This window comes from Actinomycetota bacterium, assembly GCA_018333515.1.
In the GTDB taxonomy this organism is placed as follows: domain Bacteria; phylum Actinomycetota; class Aquicultoria; order Aquicultorales; family Aquicultoraceae; genus Aquicultor.
In genome coordinates this window covers 1-17578 of sequence record JAGXSZ010000012.1, presented here as the reverse complement: position 1 = coordinate 17578, position 17578 = coordinate 1, and the positions used below count along the sequence as shown (strand labels likewise).

The following is a 17578-nucleotide window of genomic DNA, read 5'->3' as shown; positions in this document are numbered from 1 at the left end:
TCGTATCTTTCCGCGTAAAGGTATCGATAATTGCCCCCTCTTATATAGAGAAGTCTGGTAAACGCGCTCTACGCGCGGCGTTCGCGCCGGCTCTCGATAGTAAAGAAATAGCGCAATCTAAGCAGGCCGAAGACGGTTCGCGGAATCCTTTTGAGAATACTGGAGCGGGCGGCGCGCTTTTCCTCTATAACGATGGGCATCTCTTTTATCTTGAGTCCGCTCCGCTCGGCGCGCAATACGAGTTCCGTATCGAAAAGGTCCTTCGACATGCGGCTTTGGAGCGCCAGCGCCTCGATTTTCCTGCGACGGAAAGCCTTCATCCCGTGCGTGTCGCTCAGCTTTGTGTTAAATAGCAGCTTAAGGATCAGGCTGAAGCCTCGTGTTATGGTCTGGCGCGCCAGTCCCCGTTTATCCTCGGTCCCGGGCGCGAGTTTAGAGGCGAGCACTACATCGTAATTTTCGAGCAGAGCAAGAGCCTCATTCATAAATCGCACACTAAAGTAATCGATGTCGAAGACGATGATGTGCGGCCCGTTCGCGGCGAGGACACCCAGCTTCATGGCGCCCCCGTAATCCGGCGAATCCGTGGTCAGCAGGCGGGTGTGCGGTGTCTCGTCGGCTAGCGAAAACGCCAGCTCGCGGGTCTTATCGGTGCTGCCGTTTTCGCACAGAATCAGCTCGTATGCTACGCCTGTCTTCTCCAAGCCGGCCTGGAGTTCCGCCAGCGCCCCGGCCAAGAACGACTCTTCGTTATGGATCGGGATGATTATCGATGCGACCGGCTGGGCTAAAGCGCGGCCTCCCGCATCTGCGAACTCATTCGCCCGGACAACATTTTCCATAAGAGCGTTGACACATCCTTCTCGTTCGGCGGTGACTCGCGCTTTCGGCGCCGGCGCATTATAGCACTATGCGCTACCTGTTAGCGCCACCGTCTTCTATCCGCAAAATCGAACCCCGCATTAGGGGCCGGACTTACGGCTTTCGATGTTAGAAATATTCCCATATCGGAAAGATGTCTAACATGGTAGGCGCCCGGTGACTAAGCCGGCAATATTACGTATTCTTCAATGTTTATTATAAGTTGCGGCGCGCGTTAAGCAAACCGTACCTTGCGTATTGCGCAAGCGCTAGGCGTGAGGGATGGCCTTCGTGTAGGTGGTCCTGCCGATGATAATCAACAGAATCGCGATGGCGAAGTAGGGCTTTAGGTCCATAACGGTGAGCGGCAGGTTCTCTTTGGAAGCGACGGCGGGGTTGCCGACGCGCGCTCCTTTGACGACAACGGTATTGTTGTGGCTGGTCACGGTAGCGACTGAGCTTTGTGTTGTCACGGCGGCGTCCTTAGTCGTCGAAACCGGCGCGGATGAGTTCTTTGCCGTATTGCCGGTCGTGGCGGTCTTGGCGGCGGCTTTTGCGGGTTTAGGCGTGGCGGGAACGGTCGTGGCAGGAGAGACCACCGTGCCGTCGCGCAGGATTTTGGTGCTGCTCGTGGCCGGGGGCTTGACGGTCGCCCGAGTCGCGGCACCGGGCTCGGTCACGATAACCTTACCGTCTTTGAGGAGTCCGATATTTTCGAATTCCGGCGGCGTACCGGCGGCCGTCTCGGTGTCGGCGTACACCGCGAGCGGCGCCAGAAGCAGCGTGAACAAGATTACCGGCAACAGTACGAGCGTTGCTTTAATTCTCAAAGTCTCAACCTCACGTTTTTTAATCGATAATGCCACTATCGCATCTACCATACAAAAATTCTACCCTTATTGAGCGTTTTTTTAATCATGCAAGCGGTCGAAAAGGGTCATCCTCTAGGCGGATAGAAGCGCTCATCCCGGATTTATGCTTCTTGCAGCTAAAACCGGTTTTGCGTAGAATTGGTAGAGTGTACAAAGCCTGAGACCGGAAATTCTGATGCGCATGCTCCACGCGCGAACAAGAATTTATAATCGAACCAGATGACCCAGCTTTTTATGTATTCAAGTTTTTGTATTCGCGGACCGCGCATAAAGTATATGGGTATCGCTGTGGTGATGCTTTGGTGTGGAGCATTTCGAATAATACCGGTGGCGAGGATTGAGGCACGTAAACCGTTTTGGAAGAATGAATGCATGAATGATCGATTGAATCGATGTCGCAGATAGACGATAGGGGGCAAGCATTGAAAGTACTGGTGATTGGGAGCGGGGGGCGCGAGCATGCCCTGGTATGGAAGATAAAACAGAGCCCGATGGTGGACGAGGTCTTCTGCGTGCCGGGAAACGGCGGAATCGCGCGCGAGGCAACGGACGTTCCAATCGACCCATCCGATTTCAATGCGCTCGCCGATTTCGCTCAAGCCCAGGCGATAGGCTTGACGGTCGTCGGCCCCGAGGTTCCGCTTGTCGCCGGGATAACCGATGTCTTTGCCGCCCGCGGGCTCAAAGTATTCGGGCCGAGCGCGAAAGCGGCTCAGCTCGAGGGGAGCAAGATCTTCGCCAAGGACATCATGGAAAAATACGGCGTGCCGACCGCCGCCGCCAAGCTCTTTACGGACTATGGCGAAGCCGCCGCGTATCTCGCAACGCTCGACGCCCCCTATGTCGTCAAAGCCGACGGTCTGGCCGCGGGCAAAGGGGTCTTTATAGCGAAGACGCTGGCGGAGGCTGAGGACGCGGTTAGGAGCTGCCTGGTCAAGGGGCAATTCGGAGCGGCGGGCGACCAAGTGGTCATCGAAGAATACATGGAGGGGTCGGAGCTTTCGGTGCTTGCATTTAGTGATGGAAAAAACGTGATGCCGATGGTCCCGGCGCAGGATTACAAGCGCGCTTACGATGGCGACGAGGGCTTAAATACCGGAGGCATGGGCTCGTACTCGCCAGTCCCGATCGTTACCGCTGAACTCTATGAGGATATCGTGGAGTTGGTTTTGAAGCCGATGATAGCGGGCTTGTCCGCCGAGGGCATCGAATACCGGGGTGTTATCTACGCCGGCTTGATGCTAACAAAGACCGGGCCGAGGGTTCTCGAGTTCAACGCGCGCTTCGGCGACCCCGAGACGCAGGCGATTCTGCCGCGCCTCGAAAGCGACATCATCGAGCCGATGCTCGCGGTCGCCGAGGGCGATATCTCTCGCGTCAAGCTGAAATGGAAGGACGAGGTCTGCGCGACCGTAGTCCTGGCCTCCGGCGGTTATCCGAGCGATTATGAGACCGGTTTTGAGATAACCGGCCTCGATGAGGCATCGGCGATGGAGGGCGTCGCCGTCTTCCACGCGGGGACTAAGCTGAGCGAGGGCAAAATTGTGACTGCCGGGGGCAGGGTGCTCAATGTGAGCGCGCTGGGGACGGACTTCGCGCAGGCGCGCGAGCGCGCGTACGCGGCGATTGAGAAGATCAATTTTGAGGGCATGCATTACCGCAAAGACATCGCGCTCCGCGCTGTCGATATGGGATAGAGTTGAGCAGAGATGTTTGCCGCGTGCTCTTCCAGGCGCGGCGTCTATATAGATATCAGTTCATTGCGGGCCTTCTCGCCCGCGATGGGTTTCCATACGATTAACCGACGGCAAAGGAGTGGTTTGTAAATGATAGAGAGATATTCGCGGCCGCGGATGAGAGCCATATGGGAATTAAGGAATAAGTTCGACAAATGGCTGGAGATTGAGATTCTCGCCACCGAAGCCCATGTGAAGCTGGGCGTAGTCCCGGAGGACGCCCTCCGGGAGATAAAGGATAAGGCGGCTTTCTCGGTCGAGCGCATCGGGGTAATCGAGGCGGAGACCCACCACGACGTCATCGCGTTTCTAACCAACGTCGCCGAAAACGTCGGCCCGGCGTCGCGCTACGTCCACTACGGGCTGACCTCATCCGACGTCGTCGATACCGGCCTGGCGGTCCAGATGAAAGAGGCCGTCGACATTCTCATCGAGGATGTGCGCGAAATCGTCAACCTTTTAAAAGCCAAGGCTTTAGAGTATAAAGACCTGGTATGCGTGGGGCGCACCCACGGCATCCAGGCCGAGCCGATGACCTTCGGCCTCAAATTCGCCAACTGGGCGTTTGAGATGCACCGCAACCTCAACCGCCTGGAGCGCGCCAAAGCGGCCATCTCGGTCGGGAAACTCTCCGGGGCGGTCGGCACCTACTCTAATATCGACCCGTGGGTCGAGGAGTTTGTCTGCGAGCGGCTCGGCCTCACCCCGGCGCCCGTCTCCACCCAGGTGCTCCAGCGCGACCGGCACGCCGAATACATGACAGCGCTCGCAATTTGCGCGGCGACCATCGAAAAAATTGCCGTCGAGGTGCGCGCCCTGCAGAAGACGGAGACGCGCGAGGTCGAGGAACCCTTTGCCAAAGGCCAGAAGGGCTCCTCGGCTATGCCGCACAAGCGCAACCCGATTATCGCCGAGCGCCTGGCCGGCCAGGCGCGCGTCTTGCGCGCAAACGCGCTGGTGGCGCTGGAGAACGTGGCGCTCTGGCACGAGCGCGACATCTCGCATTCATCGGTCGAGCGCATCATCATCCCCGACAGCACCATGCTCCTCGACTATATGCTCGGCAAGCTCAAATGGCTCATCGAAGGCCTTCTCGTCTACCCGGAAAACATGCGGAAGAATCTCGACATAACGGGCGGGCTCATCTACTCATCCCGCGTCCTGCTCGCGCTCGTCGACAAGGGTATAACGCGCGAGGAGGCCTACCAGTTGGTCCAGCGCAACGCCATGGCGACGTGGCGGGGCGAGGGCGAACTTAAGGGTTTGCTCAAAGCCGATGCGGAGGTCGCGAAGCTCATCCCCGACGAGGAACTCGACGAGCTTTTCAGCACCGATTATTTCTTGCGCAATGTGGAGACCGTCTTCAAGCGCTTGGAGAGGCTCGACGATTAGTCGAGCGTGCTGCGCACGCGAAGCAATAATAAAAAATAAAGACCTGACCCCAGGCTTGAGTAAGCCGCATTTCATTTGTAAAAGCGCCGGCTTGTCAGTAAACTTGCACAAAAACTTGTGTATAATATTGAGTTGCGTAACAGGCCGGGACGATACCGAGTTTTAGGAGGGCACGTGATAGCCAAATCTCAGCAAATAATAGATAGGTCGAGGCGGGCGGCGGGTTCACCTGCGGCACGCATGCGGCCGGCATGCATAGCGGGCGTGAGAGCGGCCGCAAAGGCAGGTGTCAGTAGCTAAATGTGGCGGGTAGAAGTCGCACTTAAGCCCGGCATCACCGATGCCCTCGGGAACTCGGTCAAGAAACAGATAATCGAGGATTTGCGAATCGACGTCGAGTCGGTTCAGACTATAGATGTATATACTATCAGCGCGCGCCTCTCACGCGAGCAGGCGGAAGCGGTCGCGCGGGATTTGCTTACCGACCCCATCACCCAGACCTACCATATCAACGAAAACACCGGCAAGCCCTTTACGGTCGCTATCGAAGTCGGCTACAAACCCGGCGTCACCGACAACGTCGGCGCGACCGCGGTCGAAGGAATCGAGGACTTGCTATCAATAGAATATCCCGAAGGGGAAGCGGTCCATACCTCTAAGCTCTATTTACTCAACGGGAACCTTACCGAGGACGACGCCAGGCGCATCTGTCTCGGGTTGCTCGCAAACTCGCTCATCGAGCACTTCCAGATTTGGGGTGCCGGCGCGGATATCCAGGCGACCGCCGAGTATGTCGCGGGCCCCGCGCAACCGGCGGAGTTCAAACCCGTCGTCGCCGAGGTCGACCTCGATGTCTCCGACGAGGAACTCATCGAGATAAGCCGCCAAGGCGTTCTCTCTCTCAACCTCGAGGAGATGCGCCTCATTCGCGATTATTTCAAAGACGACGCATTGACCGCCGAGCGCGAACGCGTCGGGTTGAGCGCCCGCCCGACCGATGTCGAACTCGAGATGCTCGCCCAGACCTGGAGCGAGCACTGCAAGCATAAGATATTCAACGCCAACATAGAATACACCGAGGAGGGCTCGACCGAGCGCATCGCGAGCCTCTTCAAGCAATACATTCGCCGGGCGACCGAAGAGATAGCGCGCACCAAAAAGGATTGGCTGGTCTCGGTCTTCGTCGATAACGCCGGTGTCGTCACCTTCGATGACGATTACAATATGGTCTTTAAAGTCGAGACGCACAACCATCCGTCGGCGCTCGACCCGTACGGCGGCGCCATCACCGGTATCGTCGGGGTCAATCGCGACCCGATGGGGACCGGCATCGGCTCGGAGCTGATATTCAACACCGACGTCTTCTGTTTCGGGCCGCCGGACTTCCCGTACGAGAAGCTCCCGCCGAGCGTCCTCCACCCGAAGCGCATCTTCAAAGGCGTGCGCAAGGGGGTTGAAGACGGCGGTAACAAAATCGGCATCCCCACCGTCAACGGGGCTATCCTCTTCGATGAGGCATATGTATACAACCCGCTGGTCTATTGCGGTACCGGCGGCTTCATGAAGAAGGTCATCAACGGCAAGCCGTCGCACGAAAAACATGTCGAGCCGGGCGACCTCATCGTGATGGTCGGCGGACGCATCGGCAAGGACGGTATCCACGGGGCGACCTTCTCATCGGTCGCGCTCGACGAGGGGACTTCATCGGCGGCGGTGCAGATAGGCGCGCCAATCGTCCAGCGCAAGATGCAGGACGCGCTCAAAGAGGCGCGGGAACTCGGGCTCTACCGGGCGATTACCGACAACGGGGCCGGCGGGCTCTCGTCATCGGTCGGCGAGATGAGCGAGTTCAGCGGCGGTTGCGAGGTCGACCTCGAGAAAGCGCCGCTCAAGTACGCGGGCCTTCATCCCTGGGAATTGTGGGTCTCCGAGTCGCAAGAGCGGATGACGCTGGCGGTCCCGCCCGAGGATATCGACGCGTTTCTCAAGTTGTGCGAGCGCCGTGATGTCGAGGCGACGGTAATCGGCACCTTTACCGATTCGGGAAAAATCCACGTAAAATACGACGGCAAGACCGTTCTATATCTAAACAGCGAATTCGTCCACGAGGGGCTGCCGGGCCTGCAACTTACCGCGGCATGGCGCCCGCAGGCCGAAGCCGAGCCGGCGCTCAAGGGCGGCGATTCCGCCTCGCTCACCGGGGCGCTCAAAAAGATCCTGGGCAGCTACAATGTCTGCTCCAAGGAGTGGGTGATTCGCCAGTACGACCACGAGGTTCAAGGCGGTAGCGTCGTCAAGCCGCTGGTCGGTATCGCCAATGACGGCCCCTCCGACGCGGCTGTCATCCGCCCGCGCATCGACTCGACGCGCGGCATCGCGGTGGCCAACGGCATCAACCCCAAGTACGGCGAGATCGACACCTACGCGATGGCGGCCTCCGCAATCGACGAGGCGGTTCGAAATATCGTCGCGGTGGGGGGCGACCCCGACCGGGTGGCGATTTTAGATAACTTCTGCTGGGGCAACCCGATTCTTTCGGATACCAACCCCGATGGCGACCACAAGCTCGCGCAACTGGTGCGGGCGAATAAGGCCTGCTACGACACTGCGGTCGGCCTGGGGACGCCGTTCATATCGGGCAAAGACAGCTTTCACAACGAATATAAACTGGGGGATAAGACCATCGCCATCCCGCCGACCTTATTGATTTCGGCCATCGGCATCGTCCCCGATGTCGAGCGCGCGGTCACGATGGACGCGAAAGCCCCCGGCGATGTGGTTTACGTGCTCGGATTAACCAAGGACGAACTGGGCGGCTCGCACTACTATATGCTAAACGGCCATAAAGGGCGAAACGTGCCCGCGGTCGATACCGCGAGCGCGCTCGCGCTCTACCGGGCGCTCCACAGCGCGATGCGGGAAGGGCTGGTGGCTTCGTGCCACGATTGCTCCGAGGGCGGCATCGCCGCAGCGGCGGCCGAGTCGGCGTTCGCGGGCGGCCTGGGAATGCGCATCGATATCTCGCAGGCGCCGGCCTTAGGCGAGCTCCCCGATGAAGTACTGCTATTCTCCGAGTCGAACAGCCGCTTTGTGGTGACGGTTTCGCAAGACAACCGGGCGGCTTTTGAGGCGGCCCTAGCCGGCAACGCGCCGACGGCGGTCGGGGAGGTCACCGGCGACAGCAAGATAACAATAACGGGCGCGGACGGCGCCACCCTAATAGATGCAGGCAATGACGAGCTAAAAGAGGCGTGGCAAGCGCCTCTCAGGTGGTGATACAAATGAGTGAAAAACCTAGAGTACTCGTTCTTCTGGCGGCGGGCATCAACCGCGATGGCGACGCGCGGAACGCGTTTATGCTGGCGGGAGGCGACGCCGAGCGCGTCCACATAAACGACCTCGTCGACGGCAGGAAGAAGCTCAAAGATTACCAGATATTGATGTTGCCGGGCGGCTTCTCGTTCGGCGACGATATCGCTTCGGGAAAGGTCTTGGCGAATAAGCTAAAATACAAGCTCAAGAACGACCTGCTGGAGTTCGTCGGGGACGGCAAGCTCGTTCTCGGCGTCTGCAACGGGTTTCAGGTGATGGTCAAGCTCGGGATTCTTCCCGGTTTCGACGGCGACTACATGCGCCAGGACGTCACGCTAACCCACAACGACTCCGGCAAGTTCGAGGACCGCTGGGTCCATCTCAAGGCCAACCCGCAATCGAAATGCGTCTTCACGCGCGGTATCGAGAAGGTCATCTACGTGCCTATCTGCCACGGTGAGGGCAAGTTCATCCCCAAAGACGACGCGGCGCTCGCGCGTCTGCGGCAAAACGGGCAGGTGGCCGTCGAGTATGTCGACGAGCACGGCGCGCATGGCGGCTATCCAATCAACCCCAACGGCTCGGTCGAGCACATCGCCGGCATCTGTGATGAGACGGGGCGCGTCTTCGGCATGATGCCGCACCCCGAGAACTATGTCATGCGCACCCAGCACCCGCGCTGGACCCGCGAGCGGCTCTCAGACGAAGGGGACGGCCTGGCGATATTCAAAAACGCGGTCGATTATGTGCAAAGAGAGCTGTAAGAGCTACATGCTAGCTACAGCGACAAGCTACTGGGTTATGGTGCTTGATGATTTTATTTTCAAGCTACAATCGTCGCAGAATTATTCGCATCAGACGTAATGCGCACTACTGTCCGGTAAAAATTTAGGCTTAGAAAAACGCCGGTTGTCCTACAGTAGTACGCTTAACAAGTAAAAAGTACGATATGAGCCGCATCAACCATAATCCGCACCTTAGCTCCGGTAGGAATAGCTTTAGTGGAGGGTTTAAGAGAATGAAGCACCTTCCCGCTATTAAGCTGCAGTACATACAGTATGGACGCCCCCAGAAAACGAGCCTCCATGATGGTAGCGTTACCGCCCACATCCTCCACGAAGTCAACGTCATCCGGTCGAATCATTAACTCTACGACTTTGTTTTCAGCTAGTTGTTCTCCGTTTAGCGGAAAGGACCCGATATCGGAGATTACCACTCCCCCCTCTACCGAACCAGCCACGAAATCTGCTTTACCCACAAAATCGGCCACAAAACGAGTACTGGGCTGATGATAGATTTCCGCCGGGGTGCCTATCTGTTCCAATCCGCCATTATTAAGTACCCCCACCCGATCCGACAGGGAAAAAGCCTCTTCCTGGTCATGGGTGACCAAAATGGTGGTCGCACCTCTTTCCTTAAGAATTTGCCTTGTTTCATTACGCAATTCTTCCCGCAGGTCGGCATCGAGATTGGAAAAGGGCTCATCCAAAAGGATTACTTTGGGCAACGGGGCAAGGGATCTGGCCAACGCCACCCTCTGAGACTGTCCGCCGGATAACTCATGAGGATAACGCTTTCCAAGACCTACCAACCCCACCACTGTCAACATTTCCTCAATTTTTTTGCGAACCTTTTCCTTAGATAGGCCATCTAAACCGAAGGCTATGTTTTGTTCCACCGTCATATGGGGAAATAAAGCATAATCCTGAAAAACTACACCAATACCCCGTTTCTCCGGCCCTACCCAAACCTGCCCCCTTGCCACTACTTCCTGACCGATAGTAACGGTCCCGTCGTCAGGACGATCTAGTCCCGCAATCAATCTAAGGGTGGTAGTCTTACCACACCCAGAGGGGCCAAGCAAGGAGAAGAACTCCCCTTCCTTGATGCTGAATGTAACATTGTTGACGGCCTTAACGTCTCCGAAAAACCGTGATACATTATGTAATTCCACCCGTGGAGTACCATTATTCTCAACAACCACCATCTATCCTCCTGTACAAAAGTAAGTCATCTTATTTACCGGCTGTGATCCGTGTCAGATAAATTACTGGTATCAAGCCCACCAGCACGATAGTTAGGGCAGGTATAGCAGTACTGGCCCACATGGATTCCGCGGCCATTTGCCAGACCCAAACCGCCAGGGTGTCATATCCAAAGGGTCGCAGCATAACGGTAATAGGTAATTCCTTCATTACGTCCACAAAAACCAAGGCCGCCCCGGCGAAAATTCCAGGTGCCGCCAAGGGCAAGTGAATCCGCCACATAATCCGCCACTTACCGGCCCGCAAAATCCGGGCAGCCAAGGTAAGATTAGGGGTCAACTTCTCCATACTCACATCTATACTGTTATATGCAACAGCCATATAGCGCACCACATAACCATAGACCAGCCCGGCGATTGAGCCGGTTATCAACAGCCCAAAACCCGCATCCCAATATTTCTCCAGCAAGCGATTAAGCCCATGATCCAGAGTGGTTACTGTTATTATAATCCCTACCGCAATGACGGCCCCCGGCATCGCATAACCTATGGTGGATATCCGAGCCAGGAATTTAGCCAATTTTCCGCCACCGATACGCACACCGCTGGCCATTATTAAAGCGCCGATCACGGCAAATAAGGCTGCCAAACCGGCCAGTAAGAGACTATTTAAAATCAAGCCCATATAAACCTCTAAGGTTCCTTCAGGCATGGCGGTAATTTCTTCCGATGCCCACAACACCAGTTGTATTATGGGTAGACCAAAAGCCATAGCCACCACCAATGTACATAAAGCTGTCGCCGCCCATTTTCGCCATCCAACCAGTTGGGTTCGGGGTATCCCCGGCGATTTACCTCCCGTCTGGTAATAGCGCGACCGTCCCCTTAGTGCCAGTTCAAACAAGATTAATGCCAAGGCCACCATAGCCAATAACCCCGCCAATTCCCGGGCCGTTCCCAGATCCATCATGCCAACCCAGACCTTCATCACTCCCTCTGAAAGGGTAGGAAAGTTGAAATACCGCACTGTGGCAAAATCAGCCAAAGCCTCCATTAGCGCCAAGGACACCCCCCCGGCTATAGCAGGCCTAATAAGAGGGATGCCAATCCGTAGAAAGAATTTACCTAGTCCAAAGCCCGCAACCCGGGCCGCTTCGTAAGCAGTGGAGGACAGCCCCTGAAATCCTGCTTTGGCCAACATGTAGACATAGGGATAAAGGGCCAAGGTCATCACTAAAACGGCTCCCGCCCCTGAGCGGATCTCCGGGAACCAGTCTGAGCTACCCAGCCACTGACGCAAAAAGGTCTGCACCGGACCGGCATAATCGAAAGTGGACATATAAATAAAGCCCATGATATAAGTGGGAATTACTAAAGGTAAAAGTAACAACCATTCAAATACAGATTGGCCGGGGAAGCGATACGCCACCACCAGCCATGCCATACTAGTGCCTATAACAAAAGTTCCCACCCCTACTCCTATTAAGAGCAGAGCTGTATTGCGTACCATTTCAGGTAAGAGATTTTCCCAAAGGTGTTGCCATATGTCCCATGTAGGTGTTAGAAGAGCGGAAGTAACAACTAAAATGGGTGCAATTATCAAAGCGGCAATCAGAAAGGGAAGGGCAGGGAGGCTTAGTAGCCTCCCCAGCCCTGGTAGAAATTTATTGACTACCGATGTATAAATTCTCATCTAATTTTATTTATAGCCGACTTTTTCTAATAATTTAACAGCATCTGCTTGTAGGCGACCAAACTCACTTTTATCTACACTATCCTCTTTGAAACCGCCAAACTTTGCAATGATAGAATGGGGAGCAAGCTTAGGATTAGTTGGATACTCATGATTAGTATCAGCAAATAATTTTTGTCCCTTAGCACCACTTAACCATTCTAATAAACGGATGGCATTTTCCTTATTATCAGCATGGGTTGTCACACCGGCGCCACTGATATTGGCATGAACTCCTTTTCTGTCTTGCTCAGCCCATAGTACTTTGATTGGGAAGGAAGGATCCTTTTCCAGCAAGCGACCTAAGTAATAGTGGTTAGTGATAGCAACATCTCCGCCACCAGCTGCCAGGGTCTCTAAGATACGGCTGTCACTGTCAATGAATTTTGGTTCATTTGCCATCCAGCCTTTAACGATCTTTTCAGCCCTTTCAGGTCCGTAAGTAGCAATTAAATTTGCCACTAAAGATTGGGTATAAACATGGGTGCCTGGACGCAAAATTAGCCTGCCCTTCCACTCAGGATTAGCTAGATCTTCGTAAGTGGATAACTCTGATGCTTTAACTTTTTTAGGGTTATACATGATAGTCCGAACCCGCTTGGTTAAACCAAACCAACGGTCTTTGTCATCTCGTAGGTTTTCAGGGATATTCTTTTTAAGGACTGAACTGTTAACCGATTGTAATAGACCATCCTGAGCGGCTAACCAAAGGTTACCGGCATCTACGGTCATATAAATGTCAGCAGGGGTGTTTTTGCCTTCAGCCTTAATCCGCTCCCGCAACAAAGCATCGGGACCAGAGGTGAAGCGTACTCTGATGCCCGTTTCTTTAGTGAACTCGGCAAATACCGGTTCTACTCCATAATGGCGGGAGGTATAGATATTAACTACTCCCCCCGGGGTGCCCTTTTTACTAATGGTCATGGTTTTAGTGGCGCCGCTCCAATGTACTTGATAACCAAAACCTTCACTGATAAAACGCAGGGGTACTAGGGTGTGGCCACGTACTATTATAGGGGCAACCGTTAAAGCGGTTTTCTTTCCACTTATGTAAGCAACTTTGCTTCCAACGGTCATTTTTAATACAACGCTATCTTTGGTCGCCGTTATGGTACGGGTCTTTTTATCCCAGGTAGCTTTACCGCCCAGGTTTTCCGTAGCACCCCGTAAGGGAACCATCATGGTGCCTCGAATTACTCTGGGAGCTACATCAAATTTTACAGTCTTTCCGTCGATACTCACTTTAGTGTTTGCTTTGGCATCAGCTGTAGCTTGCCCCGGAACCATGGGGAAAGCACCCAATATAAAACCAAAAACCAACAACACCGCCATTAATTTTTTTACGCTGCCCTTACTTTCGAACAATGCTGCCTTCACTCTTTCTCCACCTCTCTAAATTGTTTGAATTAATGTTTAAGAAATTCATCCTCCAAGTTGTAAATCGTTATCACCCCCTCGGATAATCGAAATGACATTGATAATTATTGTCAACACTATGAGAACGAGACGCAATCTCAATTACTTAGAGTATAGCCTTTTTCTCCGGGAAGTCAATAGTAAGACCGGTAATTATGGTAGCTATTCGCGACTTTAAGCCCGCTAACGTTCTCGCCAGGTGCTTCTCTAGGCTGAAATGGTCTTTTAAGAGTTTGTTTACTGCGTTTCTTGTTCCAGCTCCACCAAGTATGGGAATTATGTGGTGGCAGGAGAGCCGGTATGGTTATATATCCGTCGCTATGCCAACGGTAGGATCAAGTACTCGCTCTGCGATGCTCCTGGTAACACCCCGGTAGAAGTGTTGCACCGCGTGGCTACCATGCGTTGGCCAATTGAACAGTGCTTTGAAGAATGCAAAAGCCATTTGGGCATGGGACACTACGAAACCCGTTCCTGCAAAGCTTGGCACAGGCATATGCTGTTCGTGATGATGGCTCGCCTTTTCACCTTGATTTTACGTATCCGGTTTAAAAAAAACGGTGACGTTGACTATGCCGCAGGCCAAACGTTTGGTTGCAGCATCTCTAACGGGGGACAAGCGAATATATCGCAGGACACTTGATGAAATAATGTACCATCTCAAACGGAACATGATAGCGTATCTTTCTCATCGGAAAAGAGCTATGGAAAGATTTGCGTTGGTAGAGTTATGAATAGATCTTTCGCTGTAGTGCTAATTACGGAAAAAACCGGTATCGCGGGACAAAACCAGCGTGTCCGGATGTTCGCTTTTCCACTTCTCCCAGGTGATCCGCACGACGGGAAATTCCTCCAGAGCTATACCCCTTGCGGGTCCAGTGATCGCCCGGCCCATAATTTGCGGCCGGTAGGAATCGCTTTTGCGGTCATATATAATCAGATTTGAGTTTACCGGTTTTCCAGGCACTCCGAACTGCGCGGAAACTTGCCCTTGTTGGGTAGTCAAGAAACCCAAGCTTAGCGCTTGACTTTTGAACTCAATACCCATAATATTACTATGGGTAACGCGAAACTAAGTCAAGGATGCCGACGATGAAACATGATGAGTTTTTCCGAAAGCACCCGGTTTTCACCGGAGGGGAGTTGGCCAAGCATCTGTCGTCCCATGGTGAAGTCGGCGGGCGGGCGCAGGAGGCGCTCCTGGCGTACCACCAGAAGGCCGGACGGGTCGTCCGGGCGCGGCGCGGGTTGTATGCCGTAATCCCGGCAGGAGCCGACACCGATTCGTTTTCGGTCGACCCATTTCTCGTAGCCGCGAAGCTGACCGTGGATGCGATCCTGTCGCATCATACGGCGCTTGAATTTCACGGGAGGGCTTACTCGGTACAGGAATACTTCACCTATTCGGCGTCTCGCCCGCTCGGCCCCCTGACGTTCCGCTCCCATGTTTTCCGGGGGACGAAGTTTCCCCAGGCTCTTCTCCGTGTGGGGAAGGAGCATTTCGGCGTTTCGACCGCGGAGCGCGCCGGTCAGGAGCTGAGGGTTACGAGTCTGGAACGGACCTTGGTCGATGTCCTGAATCGTCCCGACCTCTCGGGAAGCTGGGAGGAAATCTGGCGGTCGCTGGAATCCGTCGAATTCTTCGATCTCGACAAGATCGTGGAGTACGCGCTCCTGCTCGGAAATGCGACCACCGGGGCGAAGGTGGGGTTCTTTCTCGACCAGCACCGTGAAACTTTGATGGTGGAGGACCGTCATCTCAAGGCGCTTCACGACCTGCTCCCGCGACAACCGCATTATCTGGACCGCGCCAAGCGGACATCCGGTCGCCTCGTGTCGGAATGGAACTTGGTGGTTCCCAAGGAAGTGCTCGAACGGGTGTGGGGGGAGGTACTATGAAAATCTCCCCCGAGAAGCTGGCTGCCGAAGCGGGAGCGACGGGTTTCAGACCGGATGTGCTCGAGAAGGTCGCCCACCTGCTTGGGTTGCTGGACGCCTTGCGAAGTCACCCATTTCTCAAAGAGAAGCTGGTACTCAAGGGCGGCACGGCCCTGAACCTTTTCATCTTCGATGTGCCCCGGCTCTCCGTCGACATCGATCTGAACTACGTGGGAGCCGAAGATCGTGATGGCATGCTCGCCGAGCGTCCTAAGGTCGAGCAGGCTGTTCAAGCGGTCTTTGCTCGGGAGGGCTTCACCGTCAGGCGGATGCCTGAAGAACACGCTGGACTTGGCCAAGCAGTTGGTTCCCACGCTGCGCGTCAATGCGGCCGAGGTCCAAGCGGAGTTAGCCGAATACGGGGCGCGCCTTGTAAGGGAATGCCGCGAAGGTCTATCCGCGGTCCTGCCCTTCACGGACTCCGAGCGGGCGTTTTTGGATCTGCTGCTGGACCGAGGGGCTATCGACCCGACGATTTTGACCGGCGATGCATCCCTTCAGCGACGCATACAAGGCCAGCCGCTTCTCGAATGGAAGGCTCTCAATGTGCGGCGTCACAAAGGATTGTCTTGACCACAATGTCGCGGCCTTGAAACTCGCGGGCGAGCAAAGTGCCGGGCAGAGGCGGCCTCGGATCGCGCAACGGGGATATGCGGCCGTCGCCGTTCTCGCTTTGACCTCGGCGGAACCCGAAGCGACCGGATCACGCAGAGCCCGCGTTCTCAAGTCGGCGTCATTGGCCAGTTCCTACTCCCCCCGGTTTCGACGGCGAGTATATGCGCCAGGACGTCACGCTAACCCACAACGACTCCGGCAAGTTCGAGGACCGCTGGGTCCATCTCAAGGCCAACCCGCTCTCGAACTGCGTCTTCATACGCGGTATCGAGAACTATGTCGTGCGCACCCAGCACCCGCGCTGGACGCGTGAGCGGCTTGCGGACGAGGGCGATGGCCTGGCGATATTCAAAAACGCGGTCGATTATGTGATGAAAGAGCTGTAGGCGGGCGCGAAGCGTTGCGGTGGGGATAGGTAAGATTGACCATAATCTAGACGATTGGTTCGCCTTGCCCGTCGGCGGCAATGATTCCCTCATCTTTGGCGGCATCAACCGCCGCGAAGCGATCGCCAACATCGAGCTTTCGAAAGATCTTCCGGCAATGGTTGTCTATGGTGTGTTTGCTTAGATTGAGGCGAGCCGCAATCTCTTTATTGGCGAGGCCTTGGCTGATAAGCCTTAGAACCTGCCTCTCACGGCCGGTTACTCGATGCTCCATCGTTCACCCTCCAACCTTTAAAACCACACTATAGACATGTGTTAGCATGATACTACGACACACTATAGCAACGACTAGCTAGCCTGTCAATCCAGTTTGACTGGATATCGACAGCTGGTTCTTGTTTCGAAGCCATACAGTTAGCATTACCGCCGACTGTTCAAAAAAGCTCCGCCCAGCCGGCTCAGTGGCGACCTGGCGTTATTAAACAGAGCACCTCCTCGCAATAGCTATTATTAGTTATATTTGGTTATTGCCCGTCGAAAGCATGCCTAGTACCCTATAGGTAGTTAGCAATACTGATAACGTAGAACGAATGTTGGCAATATATGTGAACTGCATGCGATAGGGCGGTACGCGTAGGCCCACAGCACTATGGTATTTTGGGTGGGAACATAAGAACAACTCCAATGAAAGTCGACTACATTGTTCATATACCGAGATAATGCGATTGAGCAGCTGCTATTTAACCACATATATATTCTCGACGGTTTAAGGATAAGGGGGATATCAAGTCATCCTATATAGTCTAGGGAAAAGAGAGTGAGGTGAAAAGAGAATTTCGGTGATGGTATCCCAAACTCTGATCAAGTAATGCTGTGACGATTAGTAGAAGGAGTCCAAAATATGATTTCTTATAAGAGAAGACCTACAGGCATACTAGCAGCGCTGGTTATTATGCTATTGCTTTTTAGTATACCCATGATAGCTGCTTTTGCCGCCGCTAACACTACGTCTAGTAACCAAAAGGCAAGTCTAGCCCCGGATGTTGTCAAAGAGCTGCAGGCACAATTAGGCGATTATCTTAAAAAAGATACGGATCTTAGGCACTGGAAGCTACTTGATACGAAGATATCCCTTGTCTCTCAAGAAAGTTCTGGCGCAGAGGTCTCAGCAGTATTTCATACCGAGAGAGAATATCGTTTAAATTATGCTAAAGCCGATGATGCACCTGCTCTTAAAGGGCGCTCTGCCTTCATGAAGAATAACGCGAAGAAGCTTTCGCAAAAGCAATTAGAGGCAGCCAACAAAGATATCGAGATTTGGCGCCAGGAATTAA

The 17578-nt window shown here is 54.4% G+C and carries 14 protein-coding genes and 1 pseudogene; 8 read left to right on the top strand and 7 right to left on the bottom strand.

Annotation, left to right across the window (positions count from 1 at the left end):
- Positions 1-68 precede the first annotated feature (68 nt).
- Together KGZ93_02935 and KGZ93_02930 are read right to left on the bottom strand one after the other, a co-directional pair.
- The gene (locus tag KGZ93_02935; protein MBS3908576.1) at positions 69-842 is read right to left on the bottom strand and encodes a glycosyltransferase family 2 protein; all 774 of its coding nucleotides are present in this window, start codon (positions 840-842) and stop codon (positions 69-71) included.
- A 288-nt stretch (positions 843-1130) separates the two neighbouring features.
- On the bottom strand, positions 1131-1691 hold the full coding sequence (locus KGZ93_02930) for a hypothetical protein (protein ID MBS3908575.1): 561 nt from the start codon (positions 1689-1691) through the stop codon (positions 1131-1133).
- Between the two features lie 464 nt (positions 1692-2155).
- Here KGZ93_02930 and purD point away from each other — a divergent pair, with 464 nt between their 5' ends.
- From purD to purQ, 4 genes are all read left to right on the top strand, one after another.
- Positions 2156-3430: a phosphoribosylamine--glycine ligase gene (purD, locus tag KGZ93_02925; protein ID MBS3908574.1), complete on the top strand. Its 1275-nt coding sequence runs from the start codon at positions 2156-2158 to the stop codon at positions 3428-3430.
- A gap of 129 nt (positions 3431-3559) precedes the next feature.
- The gene (locus KGZ93_02920) at positions 3560-4861 is read left to right on the top strand and encodes an adenylosuccinate lyase (GenBank protein MBS3908573.1); all 1302 of its coding nucleotides are present in this window, start codon (positions 3560-3562) and stop codon (positions 4859-4861) included.
- A gap of 300 nt (positions 4862-5161) precedes the next feature.
- Complete coding sequence (purL, locus tag KGZ93_02915; protein MBS3908572.1) at positions 5162-8137, top strand: phosphoribosylformylglycinamidine synthase subunit PurL; 2976 nt, start codon at positions 5162-5164, stop codon at positions 8135-8137.
- A 5-nt stretch (positions 8138-8142) separates the two neighbouring features.
- Complete coding sequence (gene purQ / locus KGZ93_02910) at positions 8143-8937, top strand: phosphoribosylformylglycinamidine synthase I (GenBank protein MBS3908571.1); 795 nt, start codon at positions 8143-8145, stop codon at positions 8935-8937.
- Positions 8938-9101: 164 nt separating this feature from the next.
- Here purQ and KGZ93_02905 read toward each other — a convergent pair whose 3' ends face one another.
- From KGZ93_02905 to KGZ93_02890, 4 genes are all read right to left on the bottom strand, one after another.
- The gene (locus tag KGZ93_02905; protein ID MBS3908570.1) at positions 9102-10160 is read right to left on the bottom strand and encodes an ABC transporter ATP-binding protein; all 1059 of its coding nucleotides are present in this window, start codon (positions 10158-10160) and stop codon (positions 9102-9104) included.
- Between the two features lie 28 nt (positions 10161-10188).
- Complete coding sequence (locus KGZ93_02900) at positions 10189-11628, bottom strand: iron ABC transporter permease (GenBank protein MBS3908569.1); 1440 nt, start codon at positions 11626-11628, stop codon at positions 10189-10191.
- 228 nt (positions 11629-11856) lie between these two features.
- The gene (locus KGZ93_02895; GenBank protein MBS3908568.1) at positions 11857-13266 is read right to left on the bottom strand and encodes an extracellular solute-binding protein; all 1410 of its coding nucleotides are present in this window, start codon (positions 13264-13266) and stop codon (positions 11857-11859) included.
- A gap of 793 nt (positions 13267-14059) precedes the next feature.
- Positions 14060-14353, bottom strand: a complete 294-nt coding sequence (locus tag KGZ93_02890; protein ID MBS3908567.1) for a DUF3179 domain-containing protein — start codon at positions 14351-14353, stop codon at positions 14060-14062.
- A gap of 44 nt (positions 14354-14397) precedes the next feature.
- On the opposite strand from KGZ93_02890, the gene KGZ93_02885 reads away from it, so the two are divergent.
- The 3 genes and pseudogenes from KGZ93_02885 (at position 14398) to KGZ93_02875 (ending at position 16244) form a co-directional block, all read left to right on the top strand.
- The gene (locus tag KGZ93_02885; protein MBS3908566.1) at positions 14398-15204 is read left to right on the top strand and encodes a transcriptional regulator; all 807 of its coding nucleotides are present in this window, start codon (positions 14398-14400) and stop codon (positions 15202-15204) included.
- Positions 15201-15816 (top strand): annotated as a pseudogene (locus KGZ93_02880) (nucleotidyl transferase AbiEii/AbiGii toxin family protein). The gene KGZ93_02885 and the pseudogene KGZ93_02880 overlap by 4 nt, the downstream one beginning before the upstream one ends.
- 203 nt (positions 15817-16019) lie before the next feature.
- Positions 16020-16244, top strand: a complete 225-nt coding sequence (locus KGZ93_02875) for a phosphoribosylformylglycinamidine synthase subunit PurQ (protein ID MBS3908565.1) — start codon at positions 16020-16022, stop codon at positions 16242-16244.
- A 46-nt stretch (positions 16245-16290) separates the two neighbouring features.
- Here KGZ93_02875 and KGZ93_02870 read toward each other — a convergent pair whose 3' ends face one another.
- Entirely contained in the window at positions 16291-16518 is a 228-nt protein-coding gene (locus tag KGZ93_02870; GenBank protein MBS3908564.1) for a helix-turn-helix transcriptional regulator, read from the bottom strand.
- Positions 16519-17145: 627 nt separating this feature from the next.
- Between KGZ93_02870 and KGZ93_02865 the strand changes: the two genes are divergently transcribed.
- On the top strand, positions 17146-17578 hold a 433-nt coding region (locus KGZ93_02865), incomplete at its 3' end, for a hypothetical protein (protein MBS3908563.1).

Bases quoted from the DNA above. Each gene is read 5' to 3' on its own strand.
- KGZ93_02935 (MBS3908576.1), bottom strand. From the start codon at position 842: ATGGAAAATGTTGTCCGGGCGAATGAGTTCGCAGATGCGGGAGGCCGC.
- KGZ93_02870 (MBS3908564.1), bottom strand. From the start codon at position 16,518: ATGGAGCATCGAGTAACCGGCCGTGAGAGGCAGGTTCTAAGGCTTATC.
- KGZ93_02890 (MBS3908567.1), bottom strand. From the start codon at position 14,353: ATGGGTATTGAGTTCAAAAGTCAAGCGCTAAGCTTGGGTTTCTTGACT.
- KGZ93_02885 (MBS3908566.1), top strand. From the start codon at position 14,398: ATGAAACATGATGAGTTTTTCCGAAAGCACCCGGTTTTCACCGGAGGG.
- KGZ93_02875 (MBS3908565.1), top strand. From the start codon at position 16,020: ATGCGCCAGGACGTCACGCTAACCCACAACGACTCCGGCAAGTTCGAG.
- purQ (MBS3908571.1), top strand. From the start codon at position 8,143: ATGAGTGAAAAACCTAGAGTACTCGTTCTTCTGGCGGCGGGCATCAAC.
- KGZ93_02920 (MBS3908573.1), top strand. From the start codon at position 3,560: ATGATAGAGAGATATTCGCGGCCGCGGATGAGAGCCATATGGGAATTA.
- purL (MBS3908572.1), top strand. From the start codon at position 5,162: ATGTGGCGGGTAGAAGTCGCACTTAAGCCCGGCATCACCGATGCCCTC.
- KGZ93_02905 (MBS3908570.1), bottom strand. From the start codon at position 10,160: ATGGTGGTTGTTGAGAATAATGGTACTCCACGGGTGGAATTACATAAT.